Origin of the sequence: Curtobacterium sp. 1310 (genome assembly GCF_017834105.1) — a bacterium.
In the GTDB taxonomy this organism is placed as follows: Bacteria; Actinomycetota; Actinomycetes; order Actinomycetales; family Microbacteriaceae; genus Curtobacterium.
The window spans coordinates 388,726-405,483 of sequence record NZ_JAFICY010000002.1; the positions used below are offsets into that span (position 1 = coordinate 388,726).

The window sequence follows — 16,758 nt, forward strand, 5'->3', positions numbered from 1 at the left end:
GCACCGCGCCTCCCGTCCGTCGTTCCGTCCCGCCCGCCCGGCCCGGCCCAGCCCGGCCCGAGACTCGGGCTCAGCGACGGTCCTCGTGCCGCCGACCGCGAGGACCGTCGGTCAGGACGAGACTCGGAGCCCGCTGCGACGGACCACGCCGCCCACGCGGGTCAGCGCGGGATGACCGAGAACATGAAGCGCTTCCGGATCATGTACCAGACCAGCAGGATCAGGGCCGTGTGGGCCGCGAAGCCGATCCAGCCGTTGAACCAGTCCACGCCCGGGATCGACGCGATGGCCAGCGCGAAGAAGACCTGCCAGACGAACACGTAGAGACTCGCCTGCCCGATCGGGATCCACAGCCACCCGATGACGGCGCTGATGGGCTTCCAGAACACGGTGAGGATCGCGTACGAGACGATCGAGAAGAAGGCGATGTCGACCAGACGCCCCCACTGCAGGTCCACCCGCTGGTACGCCGTGTTGTACAGGTCGTTGTACATCGACGCGGGGAACGGTGCCGGGGTGAACCCGAACTGGTCGCCCGCCCACACGTAGACGAGGAACGCGGCGTACCCGGTGATCCCGATGCCGATCAGGACCTTGCCGAGTCGGCCGGTCAGCGCCCCGATCACCTGGCGCCGGTAGTAGCCGAGCACCAGGCCGTGCGTGAAGACCACCTGCCAGGTGAGCAGCGGGAACACCGACTCGAACTGCGAGTTCAGCGGGCGGAACTCGGGGTTCAGCGCCTGGAACGCGTACAGCCCCCAGCTGACGAGGAGCAGCGCCCACCAGAAGCCGCGCCGGATCACCCACAGGAAGACGGGGATGAACAGGCTCAGCACCACGAACAGGCCCATGATGTTGAACGGCCACGGCCCCATCTCGAGCAGCAGGAACTGCCGGATCGCGAACCAGGGCGGCGGGTAGGCCAGCAGCTGCATCGCGTTCGGGTACAGGTCGTACACCCGGCCCTCGGCGCCGACGCCCCCGGTGCCGGTCCCCCGGTCGGTGAAGGTGGTGATCGCATCGGTGTTCAGGAACGGCACGAAGCTCAGCGCGAAGACGACCACGATCACCGCCAGGGTGACGACGTACTGCTTCCGCGCCCGCTTCCACGCCCCGACGGCCGCCACCCACTCGCCGAACTTCTTGATCGCGAACGGGTACGTCATGCCGAGCACCATGCCGGACAGGAACACGAACATCTCGGCGCCGGTGATCGCACCGGTGGCGTGCAGCGTGATGTACGAGTAGGGCCCGCCGATCTCGATGTGCGTGATCACCACCGCGAGGATGATGAACCCGCGGAAGAGGTCGAGGCGCAGGTCGCGCCCGGGCTTGCCGTCGTCGGGGTACCGCCAGCTCGGCAGCAGCCGTCCGACGAGCCCGCTCAGCAGGAACGCCGCTGCGAGGCCGAAGGCGCACCAGACGATCCACGCCATCTGGTCGCCGCCGGTCTCGTACTGCTGGCTGATCGCCGCGGCACCCTCCTGCGTCGTCACGCGCTCCGTCACCGGTCCGAGGACGAAGTCCCCGGCCTGTTCGAGGTCCGTCCGGAAGGACCCGGCGATCCCGGGGTCGGCCGTGTCCCGCCAGTCGGCGACGCGGTTGCCGGCCTCGGGCTCGCGCCGGTTCGTCTCGAGGAACGTCACGCCCCGGACCTCGGGGTGGTCCTGCACGGCGGCGATCACCTGCCGCCACCACGCCTGCTTGACCGGGAGCTCGGCCGCACCGCGCAACGAGTGGTCGTACAGCGCGCCGGTGTCGAGCAGCATCGGCCGGTCCTCGCCCTGTGCGAAGCGCTCGGTGAACGTGCCCTCGGACTGCGTCTGCTCGTAGCCCCAGGTCTCGTCGAAGCGTGCCGCGACCTCGCCGTCCTGCGGGACCTCGTTGCGGGTCAGCGGGACGTCGCGACCGGCGGCCTCGGTCGCCTTGCCCTTGCCGAAGAAGAACATCGACAGCCCGACCCAGTCGACGCTCTCGGCGCCGGGCCAGTACGGGCCGTAGGGGTCGTCGGCGGCGGTGAGTCGGCCGTCGCCGTCGGTGTCCAGCTCGGCGACGTCGCTGCCCGACAGGGTCTGCAGCCGCCCGGCGGACTCGCCGAACGGGTAGCCCGCGCCGTACGACGGCGACCACACCATGGCAGCGTCGGAGTCACCCGCGTGCACGGCCGCGGCCAGCGTCCGGAACGCCGGGACGAACGCGGTCGGCTGCTGTCCCCAGCGAACCCACGTGCCGTTCATCTGGGGAGCGAAGCGCACGAGCAACTGGGTGTCGTACTGCCGGTGGACCTCCTCGAACAGCCGGTTCGCCGCGGCGGCGTCGGCCTTCGTGAGGGACCGCAGCGACCGCGACGGCTCCAGGCTCACCGCGAGCACCGCGCCCTGGGTCGCCGCCGCGCGGGTCGCCCGCAGGAACTCGTCCCGTGCGCTGCGGTCGAAGGGGTACTCGATCTCGACCCCGTAGACCGACGGCGTCGCGCCGAGCCGACCCTCGTACCCGTCGGGGGCGTCGCTCCCCCAGTCGAGGTCCGGGCCGAACCACACGCGCCCGTCGGAGGGCGTCTCGCCGGCACGACCCGGAGCCGACACGGCCGACGCGGGGAGCGCCCCGCCGAGCAGCAGCGTCCCGACGACGACGAGGAACGCGACGGCCTTCGCCAGCGCGCCCCTCACCGGTTGCACGCCAGGGTCCAGATGTTGTGGCCGCCGGTGTGCTCGTGCTCGAGGCGGTCGAGCGCGGCGATCGCCAGCGCGAGGCCGCGACCGCTCTCCTCGTCGGGGTCGGCCATGGTCACGGCGGACAGGTCGACGTCGGCGGGGCGCCCGTTGTCGGTGAGCACCGCGACGAGCTCACGGTCCGTGGCGCAGAGCTCCACCGTGTACCCGCGGCCGGCCTCGGCATCGGTGCGTCGCGTGTGCTCGACGATGTTGGCGGCGATCTCGGCGAGGGCGGTCTCGAGCGAGAAGCGGAGACGGGCGTCGTCGATCGCCATGGTGTCCCACCAGGCGCCGAAGCGGTCCTGCACGACGTCGAGCGACTCGGCGACGGCCGGGACGTCGAAGGTCAGGTCGTGGTCGGTCACAGTGGGCCTCCTGCCGTCGAGGACACGTGTTCGGACTGCGGCGTCCCCGCCTCCGGTCCGCGGTAGAGCACGGCGCGGACGACGATGCTGAAGATGAACAGGTCGAAGATCACCCACGCGGTGTTCACGAGCGGCGCGATGCCGTCCGCCTGGCCCGTGGCGTACCGGATCGCGATCATCACGAGGGCGGCGACGAGCGCACCCATCGCGTACAGCTGGGGCTTCACGAGGTCCCACCGCGGTCGCTGGTCGGACTCGTCCTTGACCTTCGGCGTGACCCGGAACCCCAGTGGCTTGCCACGGAACACGTTCTCGAACGCGCTCGTCACCGACTCGATCCAGACGGGGAACAGCGCGAGCGAGTACTGCTGCCCGCGCCACGTGGGTCTGCCGGCGGCCACCACCCAGAACAGCAGCTGGTTGAGCACGAGGAACGGGATGAGCCGCACGAAGAAGTCGACGCTGTAGGCCTGCACGGGCACGACACCGAACGACAGGCAGAGCACCGGGGCCGCGATGTACACGATCGCCGCGAAGCCCGAAAGGTAGCTCCACATGGTCGAGAAGTACATGAGGCGCTGCCCCCACGACAGGCCCTTCTGCACGAGGGGGTTCTCGCGGAAGAAGACCTGCATGGTGCCCTGCGCCCAGCGGAGTCGCTGCACGAGCATGGTGGGCAGGTCCTCCGGCGCGAGGCCCTTCGCCAGGATCTCGTCGTGGTACGCGGACCTCCATCCCAGGCCGTGCAGGCGCATCGCGGTCGCCATGTCCTCGGTCACGGAGATCGTGGCGAGCGGCATGATCGGCTGGGCCTCGTCGTCGCGGTTCACGTCGAGCGCCCGGGCGAGCACCGCGATGGACTCGATCGCGGCCACCGGCGAGGCGTCCCGTCGTCCGAGCACGTCGAGGGCAGCGTCGTCGAGGCCGGCGAAGGTGTCCGCCTCGGTCGACATCGCGGCGAGCTCCTGCAGGTCACGGCGGACCGACTCGAGGTCGGCGGCGGCGAACCGGTACGCGATCGCGTCGATGCCGCGCTGGAAGTCGTAGGTGACGTCGCCGAGCGGTTCGCCGCGGTCGATCTGGTCACGGGCACGGTCGACGACCTGCTCCGCACCGTCGAGCGCGTCGAGCACCCGCGGGTCGGTCTCGGTCTCGCGGGCTCGTGCGAGCAGCTTCCGCGACGTCTTGATGGTCCGCTCGACGGACTCCTCGACCTCGCGCACGTAGCGGGTCACGCCGAGCTGCATGAGTGCCTCGCGCCGCAGGATCGCGTTCGACCCGCAGAAGAACGCCGCGTTCCAGCCGTCCTTCGACTGCTGGATGGGCCCGTAGAACAGCGGCGCCTGGCTGCCGAGCAGGTCGGCCTCGGGCACGTTCTCGAACCACTGCGGCGTCTGGACCAGCGCCATGCGCTCGTCCTTGAAGTAGCCGAGCGTCCGGTCGAGGATCGACGGCTCCGGGACCTGGTCGGCGTCGAGGATGAGCAGGAACTCGCCCTGCGTCGCGAGCAGCGCGTTGTTGAGGTTGCCGGCCTTCGCGTGCCGTGGCCGGTCGACCCAGTCGGCGCCGCGCGTGATCACGCCGATGCCGAGGGACTCGGCGGCGGCGCGCATCTCCGGGCGGTTGCCGTCGTCGAGGATCCACGTGGCGTGCGGGTGCGTGATCGCCTTCGCCGCACGGGCGGTGCGGACGACCAGCTCGACCGGCTCGTTGTACGTCGTGATGAAGACGTCGACGGTGACGTCCCCGGCGGGCTTCGTCGGCGGTTCCCCGCGTTCGCGGAGTCGCCAGGCGCCGAACGCGAACAGCAGCGAGTCGATCACGCTGTAGGTCTCCGCGAGGATCAGCGGCACCGCGATCCACCACGAGTGCCAGTTCACCGAGCCGATCCAGCGCCAGACGATGTAGTTGACGCCGGCGATCGACGCGAGGAGCGCGACGGTGCGCACGGTCGCGAGCCGCTTGGTCGGGGTACCGGTGGTGAGTCGGCGACGGTCCTGACGGCTGACGTCGAGCGCGGTCATCGGCGTCCTTCCTGCTGCAGCCGGCGAGCGCTGGGTGAGTGCGCCGTACCGCCCTGTCTACCGCAGGCAGGGCACCGCTGTCAGCCCGCCGCCCCGTCCGCGGGGTGAGATCGGCTCAGCCGGGCGCTGCGAGCCCCAGATCGTGCGCGAGGCGGACGATCACCTCGTCGAAGTACGCCGCCGGGTCGGTCACCGAGCCGACCGCGTGCCCGAACAGCTCGAACGACAGGACGCCGAACACCGTCGTCCAGGCGATCAGGGTCCGCAGGACGACCTCGGGCGAGGGGTCGTCGTGGAAGCCGCGCTCTCGTGTGTAGGCGACCGCGTCGGCGACGGCGCCCGGCGCTGCGGGCCGCGAGCCGATCGCGGGACCGGCACCGAGCCTCCAGTCCGGAGCCAGCTCGGACCCGGCGACCCCCGACCACGCGTCGGTGACGACGCGGACGAGCACGTGCGTCGTCCGCGAGGCGGGCTCGACCGTGTCCTGCGGTGCGACGTACCCGGGCACGGGTGAGCCGTACAGGAGCGCGAAGTCCCCGGGGTGCCCGATCGCCCACTGCCGGACGGCACGACACGCGGCGACCCAGCGGCCGACGTGGTCGGACCGGTCGACCGGCGCCTCTGCCGCCTCGACCGCGGCGCCGAGTTCGTCGTAGTCGAGCACGAGCAGCGCGGTGAGCAGGTCGTCGCGGCTCGGGAAGTACCGGTACACGGCGGAGGACACCAGGCCGACGTCACGAGCGACGGCGCGCAGGCTCAACTGCGCCGGTCCCTCCTCGGTGAGCCGGGCGCGCGCGGCCGCGAGGATGCTCGCGTGCACGGCCTCCCGTGCCAGGGACCGGGCGGTCCTCGCCTTCTCCACCATGCCGTCAAGCGTGCCACGGGAGAGCACTGCACACAAACGAGAGCACTGCTCTTGCAATGGAGCCCGTCCGGCTGCATGATGGCTTCCGAGAGCACTGCTCTCCCGGATGTCAGGAGGAACCATGCCCCGTCACCACGTCGTCGTCGGCGCCGGCCCCGTCGGTCGCCACACTGCGGCACTGCTGTCCGAGCGTGGCGACGAGGTCGTCGTCGTCACCCGCTCCGGACGCGACACCGGTCTGCCCGGGGTCCGCCACGTCGGGCTCGACGCCGCCGACGCGGACGCCCTGACGGCCGTCGCGGACGGCGCGGCAGCACTCCACAACTGCGCGAACCCCGGCGACTACACGCAGTGGGAGCGGGTGTGGCCGCCGCTGGCGTCCTCCCTCCTCACCGCCGCCGAGCGGACGGGTGCCGTGTACGCGATCACCGGGAACCTGTACCCGTACGGCCCGGTCGACGGACCGATGCGCGCGGACCTGCCCGACGCCGCGACCGACCACAAGGGCGTCCTGCGGGCCCGGATGTGGGCAGACGCGCTGGCGGCGCACGAGGCCGGACGCATCCGCACGGTCGAGGTCCGCGGCTCGGACTACGTCGGCCCGGGCACCGGCGTCAACGGGCACGTCACGCGGGTGCTCCCGACCGCGATGCGGGGGAAGCCCGTCACCGTGATCGGGCGCTCGGACCAGCCGCACTCGTACACCGACGTCGGCGACGTCGCGCGGCTCCTCGTCGCCGCGGCGGACGACGAGCGGTCGCACGGTCGGACCTGGATCGTCCCGACCAACGCACCGCGGACCCAGGAGCAGGTCCTCACCGAGATGCTCCGGACGGCCGGTCGGCCCGCCGTCCGCGTGCGGTCACTGCCGATCGGCCTGCTCCGCGGGATCGGCGCGGTGTCCCCGTTCATGCGGGAGGTCGCGCAGCTCGGCTACCAGTGGTCGGCCCCCTACGTGGTCGACGACACCGCGACCCGTGCGCACTTCGGGTTCGGCCCGACGCCCTGGGACGAGGTCTGCCGCCGCACGGTGGACGGGCTGACCGTCTGAGCCGACCGGACGGGAGGCACGACCCGCGACGGGCGGGCGGCTCGCGTCCGTCCCGGAGTCGGCCCGGCAGTGGGCAGGGCCGATGGGGTCCCGCGACGCGACTGCGCGACCCCGGAGGACGGGGTCGCGCAGCGGATCAGTGGCCGGTCAGTGGCCGGTCAGTGGCCGGTCAGTGACCGACCGATGGCTGGTCAGTGCCGGGGCTTGCGTGCCGGACGGTCGTCGTCGCGGCGGTCGTCACGGCGGGGACGGTCGTCCCGACGGGGCGCACGCGGTCCGCGGTCGTCGCGGTCGTACCGACGGGCACCGCCGCGGCGGTCCGGCGCGATCTCGATGAGCTTCCCGCTGATCCGGGTGTCCGCCAGTCGGTCGAGCACGCCCGGGTCCATGCTCTCGGGCAGCTCGACGATCGAGAAGTCGGGTCGGATCTGGATCGCGCCGAAGTCGTCGCGCCGCAGGCCGCCCTCGTTCGCCAGGGCGCCGACGATCTGGCGCGGCTCGACGCGGTGGCGACGCCCGACCTCGATCCGGTAGGCGGTCATCGGCTGCGAGCGGCGCGGCCCACGGTCCTCGCGGCCACCACGGTCGTCGTCACGGTCGCGGCGCTCACCACGGCGGCCGTCGCGGTCCACCTGGTTGCGGAGCTGGTCGTCGGCCGGGTCGAGCAGCAGCGGCGAGTCACCCTGCGCCACGACCGCGAGCGCGGCCGAGACGTCCTCGGCGGGCACGTCGTGGTTGCGGACGTAGTGCGCGATGACGTCACGGAACTTCTCGATGCGGTCCTGCTGCTCGAGCGCCGCGGTGATCGCGTCGTCGAACCGGCTGAGGCGCGTCTCGTTGACGTCCTCGACCGTGGGCAGCTGCATCTGCGTGAGCGGCTGCTTCGTGTGGCGCTCGATGGCCGACAGGAGCCGGCGCTCGCGCGGGGTGACGAAGCTGATCGAGTCGCCCTTGCGGCCCGCGCGACCGGTGCGGCCGATGCGGTGCACGTAGGACTCGATGTCGACGGGGATGTCGAAGTTCACGACGTGGGTGATGCGGTCGACGTCCAGGCCACGGGCGGCGACGTCCGTGGCGACCAGGATGTCGAGCTTGCCGGACTTCAGCTGGTTGACCGTGCGCTCGCGCTGCGCCTGGGCGACGTCACCGCTGATCGCCGCCGCGGCGTACCCGCGGGCGCGGAGCTTCTCGGCCAGGGTCTCGGTCTCGCTCTTCGTGCGGACGAAGATGATCATGCCCTCGAAGTCCTCGACCTCGAGGATGCGGGTGAGCGCGTCGACCTTCTGCGGGTACGACACCATCAGGTAGCGCTGCGTGATGTTCGCGGCGGTCTTCGTCTTGGTCTTGACGGTGATCTCGGACGGGTCGTTCAGGTACTGCTGCGAGATGCGACGGATCTGCGCGGGCATCGTTGCCGAGAACAGCGCGACCTGCTTGTCGTCCGGCGTCTCGGCCAGGATCGTCTCGACGTCCTCGGCGAAGCCCATCTTGAGCATCTCGTCGGCCTCGTCGAGCACGAGGTACTTCAGCTGGGACAGGTCGAGCGTGCCCTTGGCGATGTGGTCCATGATGCGACCGGGCGTGCCGACGACGACGTCGACGCCACGGCGCAGCGCGGACAGCTGCACGCCGTACGCCTGACCGCCGTAGACGGGCAGCACGTGCACGTGCTTCATGTGCGACGCGAACTGCTCGAACGCCTCGCACACCTGCAGCGCGAGCTCACGGGTCGGCGACAGCACGAGGGCCTGGGGCACCTTGCTGCCCGACTCCATGCGGGACAGGATCGGCAGCGCGAACGCCGCGGTCTTGCCGGTGCCGGTCTGCGCGAGGCCGACGACGTCGCGCCCCTCGAGCAGCGTCGGGATCGTCGCTTCCTGGATGGCGGAGGGGGTCTCGTAGCCGATGTCCTTGACGGCCTTGAGCACCGGATCGCTCAGGCCGAGGTCGGCGAAGGTCACCACGGGCCCCTCGTCGGCGGTCTCGGTGGCGATGGCGGTGTCCGTGCTCATGGGGAAACGGTACCTCGGACGGCGGACGCCCGCTGACGCGACCGGGCGAGCGGTGGCCGGACGGGAGGCGCGTGGCGGCGCCGCGACGCGCCTCCCGTCCGTCGCCATTTAGTTGCATTCCGGAACCACCGGATGTATCGTTGCGCGGTCTGCAAAGTTACACAGTACGAAAAAGGAGTTCGATGACCGCCACCGCACCCGTCTCGGTGCAGCAGGGCCGCGACACCGCCGGCCCCGACGCGGCGACCGGCGCGCACGCGCCCGGCACCTCCGGCCAGCAGCCGCTCATGACGCACCGCCAGATCCTCCTGGTGATCTACGGCCTGATGGCGGGCATGTTCCTGTCGTCCCTCGGCCAGACGGTGTTCGGCACGGCGATCCGCACCATCGGCGACGACCTGCACGGTCTCGACCAGCAGGCATGGGTGACCACGGCCTACCTGATCACGTCGACGATCGCGACGCCGATCTACGGCAAGCTCTCCGACATCTTCGGCCGACGGCCGCTCTACATCTTCGGCATCGTCGTCTTCATCCTCGGCGCCGTGCTGTCCTCGATGTCCACCTCGATGCTCATGCTCGCGGCCTTCCGTGCCGTGCAGGGCATCGGCGCCGGCGCGCTCATGTCGCTGCCGCTCGCGATCATGGGTGACATCCTCGCGCCGCGTGAGCGTGCGAAGTACCAGGGGTACTTCCTCGCCGTGTTCGGCATCTCGTCCGTCATCGGACCGCTCATCGGCGGCCTGCTCGCCGGCTCCTCCGAGATCCTCTGGATCACCGGGTGGCGCTGGGTGCTCCTCATCAACGTGCCGATCGGCGTCGCCGCGCTCATCATGGTGATCGTCTTCCTGCACCTGCCGAAGGTGCACGGCAAGGGCGACAAGCCGAAGGTCGACTGGTGGGGCGCGACGGCCGTCATCGTCACGCTCGTGCCGCTGCTGCTCGTCGCCGAGCAGGGCCGCACCTGGGGCTGGGGCTCGCCCGCCGCGATCGCCAGCTACGTGATCGGTGCGCTCGGACTCGTCGCACTGCTGCTCGTCGAGTCGAAGATGGGCGACGCGGCGATCATCCCGCTGAAGCTCTTCCGCTCCGGCACGTTCTCGATGGCGACCGTCATCGGGTTCCTGGTCGGCTTCGCGATGTTCGGCGCCATGCTGACCATCCCGCTCTACCTGCAGATCGTCGTGGGCCTGACCCCGACCGAGTCGGGCTTCGCCACACTGCCGCTCGTCGGTGGGCTGATGATCGCGTCGATCACCTCGGGCCAGATCGTCGCCCGTGTCGGCCGCTACCGGGTCTTCCCGGTCATCGGCACGTTCCTGGTGTCGGCCGGCTACGTCGTCCTGACCTTCATGACGATCGACAAGCCGCTCTGGTTCCTGATGATCGGCATGTTCCTGATCGGCCTCGGGCTCGGCTCGGTCATGCAGTCGCTGACCCTGGCGTCGCAGGGCTCGGTCGAGGCCCGGGACATGGGCGTCGCGACCAGCTCGGCGACGTTCTTCCGGCAGATCGGCGGAACGCTCGGCACCGCGGTGCTGCTCTCGATCCTGTTCTCGGTCATGCCGAGCAACATCCTGACGGCGACCGCGAACCAGGCCGACCTCAAGCCGGCGCTGTCGGCCGCACTCGACCCCGCGGTGGCGAGCAAGCCGGCCAACCAGGGCGCGATCGACACGATCTGGGCCCCGATCACCACCCCGCTGCAGCAGACCGTCCAGGGGAAGCTCGACGACGCCTCGGCGCAGGCGAAGCAGGCGGCCGACCAGGCCGTCACGCAGCAGGTCACCGCGGCCGTGCAGCAGCAGGTCGCCGCCGGTGCCGTGCCCGCAGCCGCCGCGCAGGGCGTGATCGACCAGCAGGTCGCAGCGGCCACCCCGGCCGCAGAGTCCGCAGCCCTCGAGGCCGTGGCGGACGAGGCGCACGCCAGCGTCCAGGACGGCACCGTGTCGGTCGACTGGTCGAACGCCTCGCAGCGGTCGTACTGGGTGGACGAGCTCACGCCGGCCCTGGCGAAGCAGATCGACGACGGCGCCAGTTCGGACTCCGCGGCGACGAGCACGAACGACACCTCGTTCCTCACCGGCGCCGACAGCCGCCTCACGCGGCCGTTCATGGCGGGCTTCAACGCCTCGTCCGTGACGATCTACTGGGTCGGACTCGGCGTGATCCTGCTCGCCTTCGTGCTCACCTGGTTCTTCCGGGTGCCGCCGCTGCGCCAGCGCTCGGCGCTGCAGGAACAGCACGACGCCGCGAACGGATCCTCGTCAGACGGCTCCTCGTCCGACGGTTCCTCGTCCGATGTCGACCGCTCGGTGCCGTCGGCCGAGGCCGAGCTCGAGGCCCGCGCCGGGCTCGCAGCAGCCGAGGCCGGATCGTTCACCGGGCCGATGACCGGCTCCACGCCGACCCAGCGTCGGTGACCCCCGGCCGCCCGCACCCCGCCCGGGGTGCGGGCGGCCTCCCCGTGCCGGACCCGTCCGGCGCAGACGACCCGGGCCACCGCAGGACACGGTGGCCGCCCAGCACCACAGGAGTGCACGTGAGCACCACAGCAGCACCGGAGCCGGTCACCGCGCCGTGCACGTTGCGCGAGCGGAAGAAGCAGCAGACCCGGCAGGCGCTCCACGACGCCGCCCTGACGCTCGTCTCCGAGCACGGTCTCGACGGCGTCACCGTCGAGCAGATCTGCAGCGACGCCGACGTCTCCCCGCGGACCTTCTTCAACTACTTCACGTCGAAGGCGCACGCGGCGCTCGGTCTCGACACCGTCGAGGTGCCGGAGTGGGCGGCCACGCGCTTCGCCGAGGCGGACGGCCGACTCGTCGACGACCTGTGCGTCCTGATCGCCGCGACCGTCCCGCTCTCCCAGGACCGCCGCCGGATGAAGGAGCTCCTCGTGCTCCGACCCGAGATGGCACCGATGGTCATGCAGTGGATGGCCGAGTCGCGGCAGTCGCTCCTCGCCACGGTGTCGTCGCGCACCGACGAGCAGACCGCTCGCACGGCCGTCGGACTCGTGCTGTCCGCGCTGTCCGAGGTCGCGCACCGCGACACCGTCGGTGACAGCGACGAGCTCGCGGTGAAGCTCCGCACCGTCGTCGCCGAGATGGGCGCGATCGCCGCGTCCTGATCCGCGCCCGCGGTGCGACGCACGGTGCCGCACGGCGCTGCGGGGTTCCACAGGGTCCCTTCGGGAAGCCGCAACCGATCGTCCGCGAAGGTTCCTCGCCGCCTACGCTCGCGGCACCGGACGTACCCGACGACCGGTCCCGGCGCGGTCTCCCGACGCTCCGGGGATCCGCGAGGAGCACCATGCACCACGTCCCGAGCGCTCGGTCCGCAGCGCGCACCACCGCAGCGGCCGCCGCCGTGCTGGTCGCCGCCGCACTCGGCGTCCTGCCGGCCGCCACGGCCCGGGCCGCCACCCAGCCCGTGTCGGCGTCGACAGCGTCGTCGTCGCCGACACCGGTCACCCCGCCGACGACGGCGGACGTGCCGTCCTGGGCAGCGGCCACCAGCGAGTCCTCCCCCCAGGTGCTCCCGACCGTCCGGGCCGGCGAACCGTCCTCCGCCGACCTGCGCGCACGGGACGCCGACGGAGCCGCGTACTCGCTCACCACCGCCGACGGCGCCACGGCCCACCTTGACGACGGGCTGACCTTCGCCCACGGTGTGCTCTCCGGCACCCCGACCCACGCGGGCACCGCCACCGTGCGGGTCACCGCGACGACCGCGGTCGGCTCCGCGGAGCACTGGGTGCGCTGGACCGTCCTGCCGGCTGCCGCCACCGGCGTCGGCGTGGTCGTCCGCACCGTCCCCGCCGCGTCGGACGGTACGTACACCTGGGTCGGTGCCGACGGCAGGGTCTACCCGGATCCGCTGGGCGTGGCGCTCGGCGGCTCCCTCACGCTCGAACCGTGGACGACCGACCGTTTCGGCAACACGGTGGCGGTCGCCGAGGACGCCGAGGTCCGTGCGAGCGACGACGCCGACCGGGTCGACCGCGCCGACGGGCCCGTCACGGTGACCTTCGCCGGTGCGGCGTCGCAGACCGTCCGGGTGTCGGTCGACGGCACCGCGACCACGTTCCCGGTGGGGGTGACCGGCGGACGGGCGGCGACCGCTCCCGAGGGAGACGCCACCACCGCAGCTCGGGTCGGGCAGGACCCGGACGGTGGTTCGTCGAGCGCCCGCTCCGTCGCGGACACCGCCGGTGAGCTCGCCTGGACCGGGGCCGATGCCGCCGTGCCGATCGGCTGGGCCGTGGCGCTCCTCACGCTCGGCACGGCCGTGGTCGGACTGCGCCGGGCGCGTCGGACGCGGCACCGCGCCTGAGCCGGGCGGCCGGCCCGAGACGCCGGCGTTTCGCCGTGCCGGACGGGTCCGAGACGCCGGCGTCACCGCGAGACGCCCCCGATCGCGCGAGACGCCGTCCTCTTCGGCGGCGTCTCGGCACGACACCGGCGTCTCGGCACGACGGCGGCGTCTCACGTCGACCACGGACGGGGAGACCGAAGGGGGCCCGCCGCCGAGCACGGGAGTACGGTCAGCCCATGGACGGCACAGCCCCGACCCCGTACCTCCTGCTCCCCGGCACCGCCCGCACGGCGCTCGCCCGCTGGCAGCAGGTCTTCGGCGGCGACGTCCGCGTCACCTCGTACGAGGAGGCCGCTCGCGAGGACGGGCCGCCCGGCGCCGTGGCGCACGGCGAGCTCGTCGGCCCGGTCCGGCTCTTCGCCGCCGACACCGGCCCCGACGACACCGCGCTCGCGGTCTCCGGCTTGTTGTTCGCCCTGCTCGGGAGCGCCCGGCCCGAGGTGCTCCGGCGGTGGTTCGTGGACCTGGCCTCCGACGGCACGGTGGTCGACGACCTCCAGGAGCGGCCGTGGGGCGACTGGGACGGAACGGTGCGCGACGCGTTCGGGGTGACCTGGTTGATCGGGTTCGAACGGTCAGCGCTCGACGACCAGGACTGACCAGCCTCAGTCCGTCGGGTGCTCGTCGGACCCGAGCGGGAGCAACGGCGCCCAGAACGCGTCCGGGCCGTCCGTGACGACGGCGTCGGCCTCGAAGCGGAACCCGTACCCGCGCACGAAGTCGAGGGCTGCGACCCGCTCGTCCTCGGCATCGTCGGACGCAGCGTCGGGGAGGTGCACGCCGTGCCCCATCCGGACGCCGGAGTCGCTGACGAGGGTGAGGTCCCACCGGCCCTCCTCCGCGCGCTCGATCCGGACGACGGCGGCCTGTGCAGCGGTGAAGTCAGCCATGCAGCGGATCCTACGGACGGCCGCCCGGGCGCGTTCAGGGTGCCGACGCCCGTACCCTGACCGCATGGACACCCCGCAGCCGTCCGGCACGACGAAGCGCCGGATCACCCTCGACCTCGGTCGCCCCCTGCTGACCTGGGGAGCCCGACCGACGGTGACGATCGACGGCGTCGGTCACCCGGCCCAGTGGGGCACCGGCACGTGGGCGGTCGCCGACGACGGGTCGACCCGGATCGGCGTCTCCTGCTTCAACCGCCTGTGGCACTTCGGCACCGCCAGCGGCACGGTCGGCGATGCCGACGGCTTCGCCTACCGCAGCGGCGCACTGCCACTGGGCCGCGGTCGGCTGACCGCCCGTCGCACCGCAGGCTGAGCCGGGGGGCGCGGTGCCGGTGGGCGGTCCCGCTCACCGACACCGCGCCTCCCGTCAGTCGTAGATCGCGATCCAGTCGACGCTCACGTGCCCCGAGGCGCCCGCCGGCACGCGCCCACCGGTGTCGGTCTCGGCCTGCAGCGTGACCCGCATCGGCTTCGTCGGCACGGCCTTCGTCGTCGACGCGACCAGCTTGCCGTCCCAGAAGAAGCGGACCACCTTGCTGTCCCACTCGGTGGTGGCGACGTGGTAGCTGCTCGTGTCGGTGGCCGCGAAGGTCTCACGCTCCGGCTGGAAGGTCATGGCACCGTTCCGCAGGCTGCCCGGGACGGCCGACGCGGGTCGGGGCTTCGCGCCGAGGGCCGCTTCGGGCCAGTCGATCTCGCCCTCGTTCCACCGGTCGCTCGACGGCCACAGGATCACGACGAACTTGTACCCGGGGGTCTTCGTGGTCTTGTAGCGGATCGAGACGCGGCCGGTGCGGTGCGGCGCGTAGCCGTCGGGCATGACGGCCGCGGCGAGCGGCTGACCGCGGTCGGACCGCAGCCAGAAGTCGAGCGCACCGTTCTGCACGCTCAGCACCTTCGACGGCGTGTAACGCCCCTGACCGCTCGTGTCGGAGAACCCGTCGTACAGGCCCATGCCCGGGTACTTCGCGGCGACCTTGCCGGCCGGCGCGGCCGTGGCGAAGTCCTGCCGGTAGGTCTGCTTCCAGGTCCGACCGTTCGACACGACGGCGCCCTTCGGGGCGGAGGTCGTCGTGGTCGACGTCGGTGCGGCGGACGCGGAGGGGGGAGCCGAGACATCGGCGACCGCGCCGACTGCGAGCACGGCGACGGTGAGGGCTGCGACGATCGAGGACTGCAAGGGGCGCTCCTGCCTGTGGGCGCCGACGTGGGTGGCGTCGGCGGACCGTGGTGGTGGTGCTCGGTGTGCCCTGCTGTGTCGGCTCGGGAAGGGCTGCCGTCAGTGGAACGACGGGCGGCTGCCAGGCAACCCCCAGCGGCGTACCCCGTTCGCGCGAGCAGAACGGTCTGACTGCGCGCCGCTTCGCGGATGTCGGCGCGGACCCGCCGTCGCACGTACCCCGATCTGGGGGAAGCGCCGGCCGGTGGGAGGGCGCGGGACGGACGCCGGTGACCGCTCCAGTAGGGTGAGCGACATGTCAGTCGGGTTGCTCGCCGTGGTGGACGACATCCTCTCCGCGGCCCTCAAGGCCAGCGCGAAGACCGCGGGGGTCGTGATCGACGACGCGGCGGTCACACCGCAGTACGTCCAGGGACTGCAACCGGCTCGCGAACTCCCCGTCGTCGGGCGCATCGCGCTCGGCAGCCTCTTCAACAAGTTCGTCATCATCATCCCGTTGGCGCTGCTGCTGTCGGCGTTCGCCCCGTGGGTGCTGCCCTGGCTGCTCGTCATCGGCGGCACGTACCTGTGCTTCGAGGGCGCCGAGAAGGTCACCGAGTGGTTCGGTGTGCACCACGAGGCCGCCGGCGACGCGCAGCCGACCACGGAGCCCAAGCTCGTCTTCGGCGCCGTGCGCACCGACCTCGTCCTCAGCACCGAGATCATGCTCATCGCCCTGTCGAGCCTGGACACCGGGCTCGACTTCTGGCCGAAGGTCGGTGCCCTCGCGCTGATCGGGCTCGGGATGACGGCCCTGGTCTACGGCGCCGTGGCGCTCCTGGTGAAGGTCGACGACATCGGCCTGCAGATGATGAAGAACGACTCCCGGCGGACCCGCCGTGCCGGTGCGCGGATCGTGCGCGCGATGCCGACGGTGTTCCGGGTCATCAGCATCGTCGGCACGGTCGCCATGCTCTGGGTCGGTGGGCACCTGGTGATCGCGAACCTGGCGGAGACGTTCTGGGCGGGCCCGGAAGAACTGCTGCACGTGGTCGAGCACGCGGTCGAGGTCGCCGGCCCGGTCGTCACGTGGATCGTCGACACCGCGGTGTCGGCCGTGTTCGGGCTCGTGCTCGGCATGGTCGTGGTCGGCATCGTGCTCGGTGTCGGTCGCCTGCGGGGCCGCGCACACTGACCCGGCCGGGCTCCCCCGACGGCACGGTCCGCGCGGTCCTCCT

Annotated in this window: 14 protein-coding genes; 7 read left to right on the forward strand and 7 right to left on the reverse strand. The window is 71.8% G+C overall.

Translation table 11 applies throughout. From position 1 onward, the window contains the following. Positions 1-161: 161 nt before the first annotated feature. The 4 genes from opgC to JOD95_RS05940 all read right to left on the reverse strand — a co-directional run bounded on the left by opgC (position 162) and on the right by JOD95_RS05940 (position 5,968). Positions 162-2,678: an OpgC domain-containing protein gene (gene opgC, locus JOD95_RS16875; protein WP_209683864.1), complete on the reverse strand. Its 2,517-nt coding sequence runs from the start codon at positions 2,676-2,678 to the stop codon at positions 162-164. Further along, positions 2,666-3,079: an ATP-binding protein gene (locus tag JOD95_RS05930; RefSeq protein ID WP_066652386.1), complete on the reverse strand. Its 414-nt coding sequence runs from the start codon at positions 3,077-3,079 to the stop codon at positions 2,666-2,668. Before JOD95_RS05930 ends, opgC begins: the two co-directional genes overlap by 13 nt. Then, on the reverse strand, positions 3,076-5,103 hold the full coding sequence (locus JOD95_RS05935) for a glycosyltransferase (protein ID WP_066652384.1): 2,028 nt from the start codon (positions 5,101-5,103) through the stop codon (positions 3,076-3,078). Before JOD95_RS05935 ends, JOD95_RS05930 begins: the two co-directional genes overlap by 4 nt. Before the next feature lie 115 nt (positions 5,104-5,218). Next, positions 5,219-5,968, reverse strand: coding sequence for a TetR/AcrR family transcriptional regulator (locus tag JOD95_RS05940; protein WP_209683867.1), 750 nt, complete (start codon positions 5,966-5,968; stop codon positions 5,219-5,221). 121 nt (positions 5,969-6,089) lie between these two features. On the opposite strand from JOD95_RS05940, the gene JOD95_RS05945 reads away from it, so the two are divergent. Then, positions 6,090-7,019 carry an NAD-dependent epimerase/dehydratase family protein gene (locus JOD95_RS05945; protein ID WP_209683869.1) on the forward strand — a complete coding sequence of 310 codons (930 nt, stop codon included), beginning with the start codon at positions 6,090-6,092 and terminating at the stop codon, positions 7,017-7,019. A 191-nt stretch (positions 7,020-7,210) separates the two neighbouring features. On the opposite strand, the gene JOD95_RS05950 is transcribed toward JOD95_RS05945, so the two are convergent. Then, positions 7,211-9,031, reverse strand: a complete 1,821-nt coding sequence (locus tag JOD95_RS05950; protein ID WP_209683871.1) for a DEAD/DEAH box helicase — start codon at positions 9,029-9,031, stop codon at positions 7,211-7,213. Between the two features lie 182 nt (positions 9,032-9,213). Between JOD95_RS05950 and JOD95_RS05955 the strand changes: the two genes are divergently transcribed. The 4 genes from JOD95_RS05955 (at position 9,214) to JOD95_RS05970 (ending at position 14,010) form a co-directional block, all read left to right on the forward strand. Beyond that, on the forward strand, positions 9,214-11,454 hold the full coding sequence (locus tag JOD95_RS05955) for an MDR family MFS transporter (RefSeq protein ID WP_209683873.1): 2,241 nt from the start codon (positions 9,214-9,216) through the stop codon (positions 11,452-11,454). Between the two features lie 119 nt (positions 11,455-11,573). Beyond that, positions 11,574-12,164: a TetR/AcrR family transcriptional regulator gene (locus JOD95_RS05960; RefSeq protein ID WP_066652370.1), complete on the forward strand. Its 591-nt coding sequence runs from the start codon at positions 11,574-11,576 to the stop codon at positions 12,162-12,164. A gap of 182 nt (positions 12,165-12,346) precedes the next feature. Then, positions 12,347-13,369, forward strand: a complete 1,023-nt coding sequence (locus JOD95_RS05965) for a hypothetical protein (RefSeq protein ID WP_209683875.1) — start codon at positions 12,347-12,349, stop codon at positions 13,367-13,369. A gap of 218 nt (positions 13,370-13,587) precedes the next feature. Then, a complete protein-coding gene (locus JOD95_RS05970; protein ID WP_066652363.1) occupies positions 13,588-14,010 on the forward strand; it encodes a glyoxalase in 423 nt (140 codons plus the stop codon). 6 nt (positions 14,011-14,016) lie between these two features. Here the strand turns inward: JOD95_RS05970 and JOD95_RS05975 are convergent, their stop codons facing one another. After that, a complete protein-coding gene (locus tag JOD95_RS05975; RefSeq protein ID WP_066652361.1) occupies positions 14,017-14,301 on the reverse strand; it encodes a hypothetical protein in 285 nt (94 codons plus the stop codon). Positions 14,302-14,365: 64 nt separating this feature from the next. Here JOD95_RS05975 and JOD95_RS05980 point away from each other — a divergent pair, with 64 nt between their 5' ends. Next, positions 14,366-14,674, forward strand: coding sequence for a hypothetical protein (locus JOD95_RS05980; protein ID WP_066652360.1), 309 nt, complete (start codon positions 14,366-14,368; stop codon positions 14,672-14,674). Between the two features lie 54 nt (positions 14,675-14,728). Here JOD95_RS05980 and JOD95_RS05985 read toward each other — a convergent pair whose 3' ends face one another. Continuing rightward, the gene (locus JOD95_RS05985) at positions 14,729-15,541 is read right to left on the reverse strand and encodes a glycoside hydrolase family 16 protein (protein ID WP_209683877.1); all 813 of its coding nucleotides are present in this window, start codon (positions 15,539-15,541) and stop codon (positions 14,729-14,731) included. 295 nt (positions 15,542-15,836) lie between these two features. Here JOD95_RS05985 and JOD95_RS05990 point away from each other — a divergent pair, with 295 nt between their 5' ends. Then, positions 15,837-16,715: a DUF808 domain-containing protein gene (locus JOD95_RS05990; RefSeq protein ID WP_209683879.1), complete on the forward strand. Its 879-nt coding sequence runs from the start codon at positions 15,837-15,839 to the stop codon at positions 16,713-16,715. The last annotated feature ends 43 nt before the right edge of the window (positions 16,716-16,758 follow it).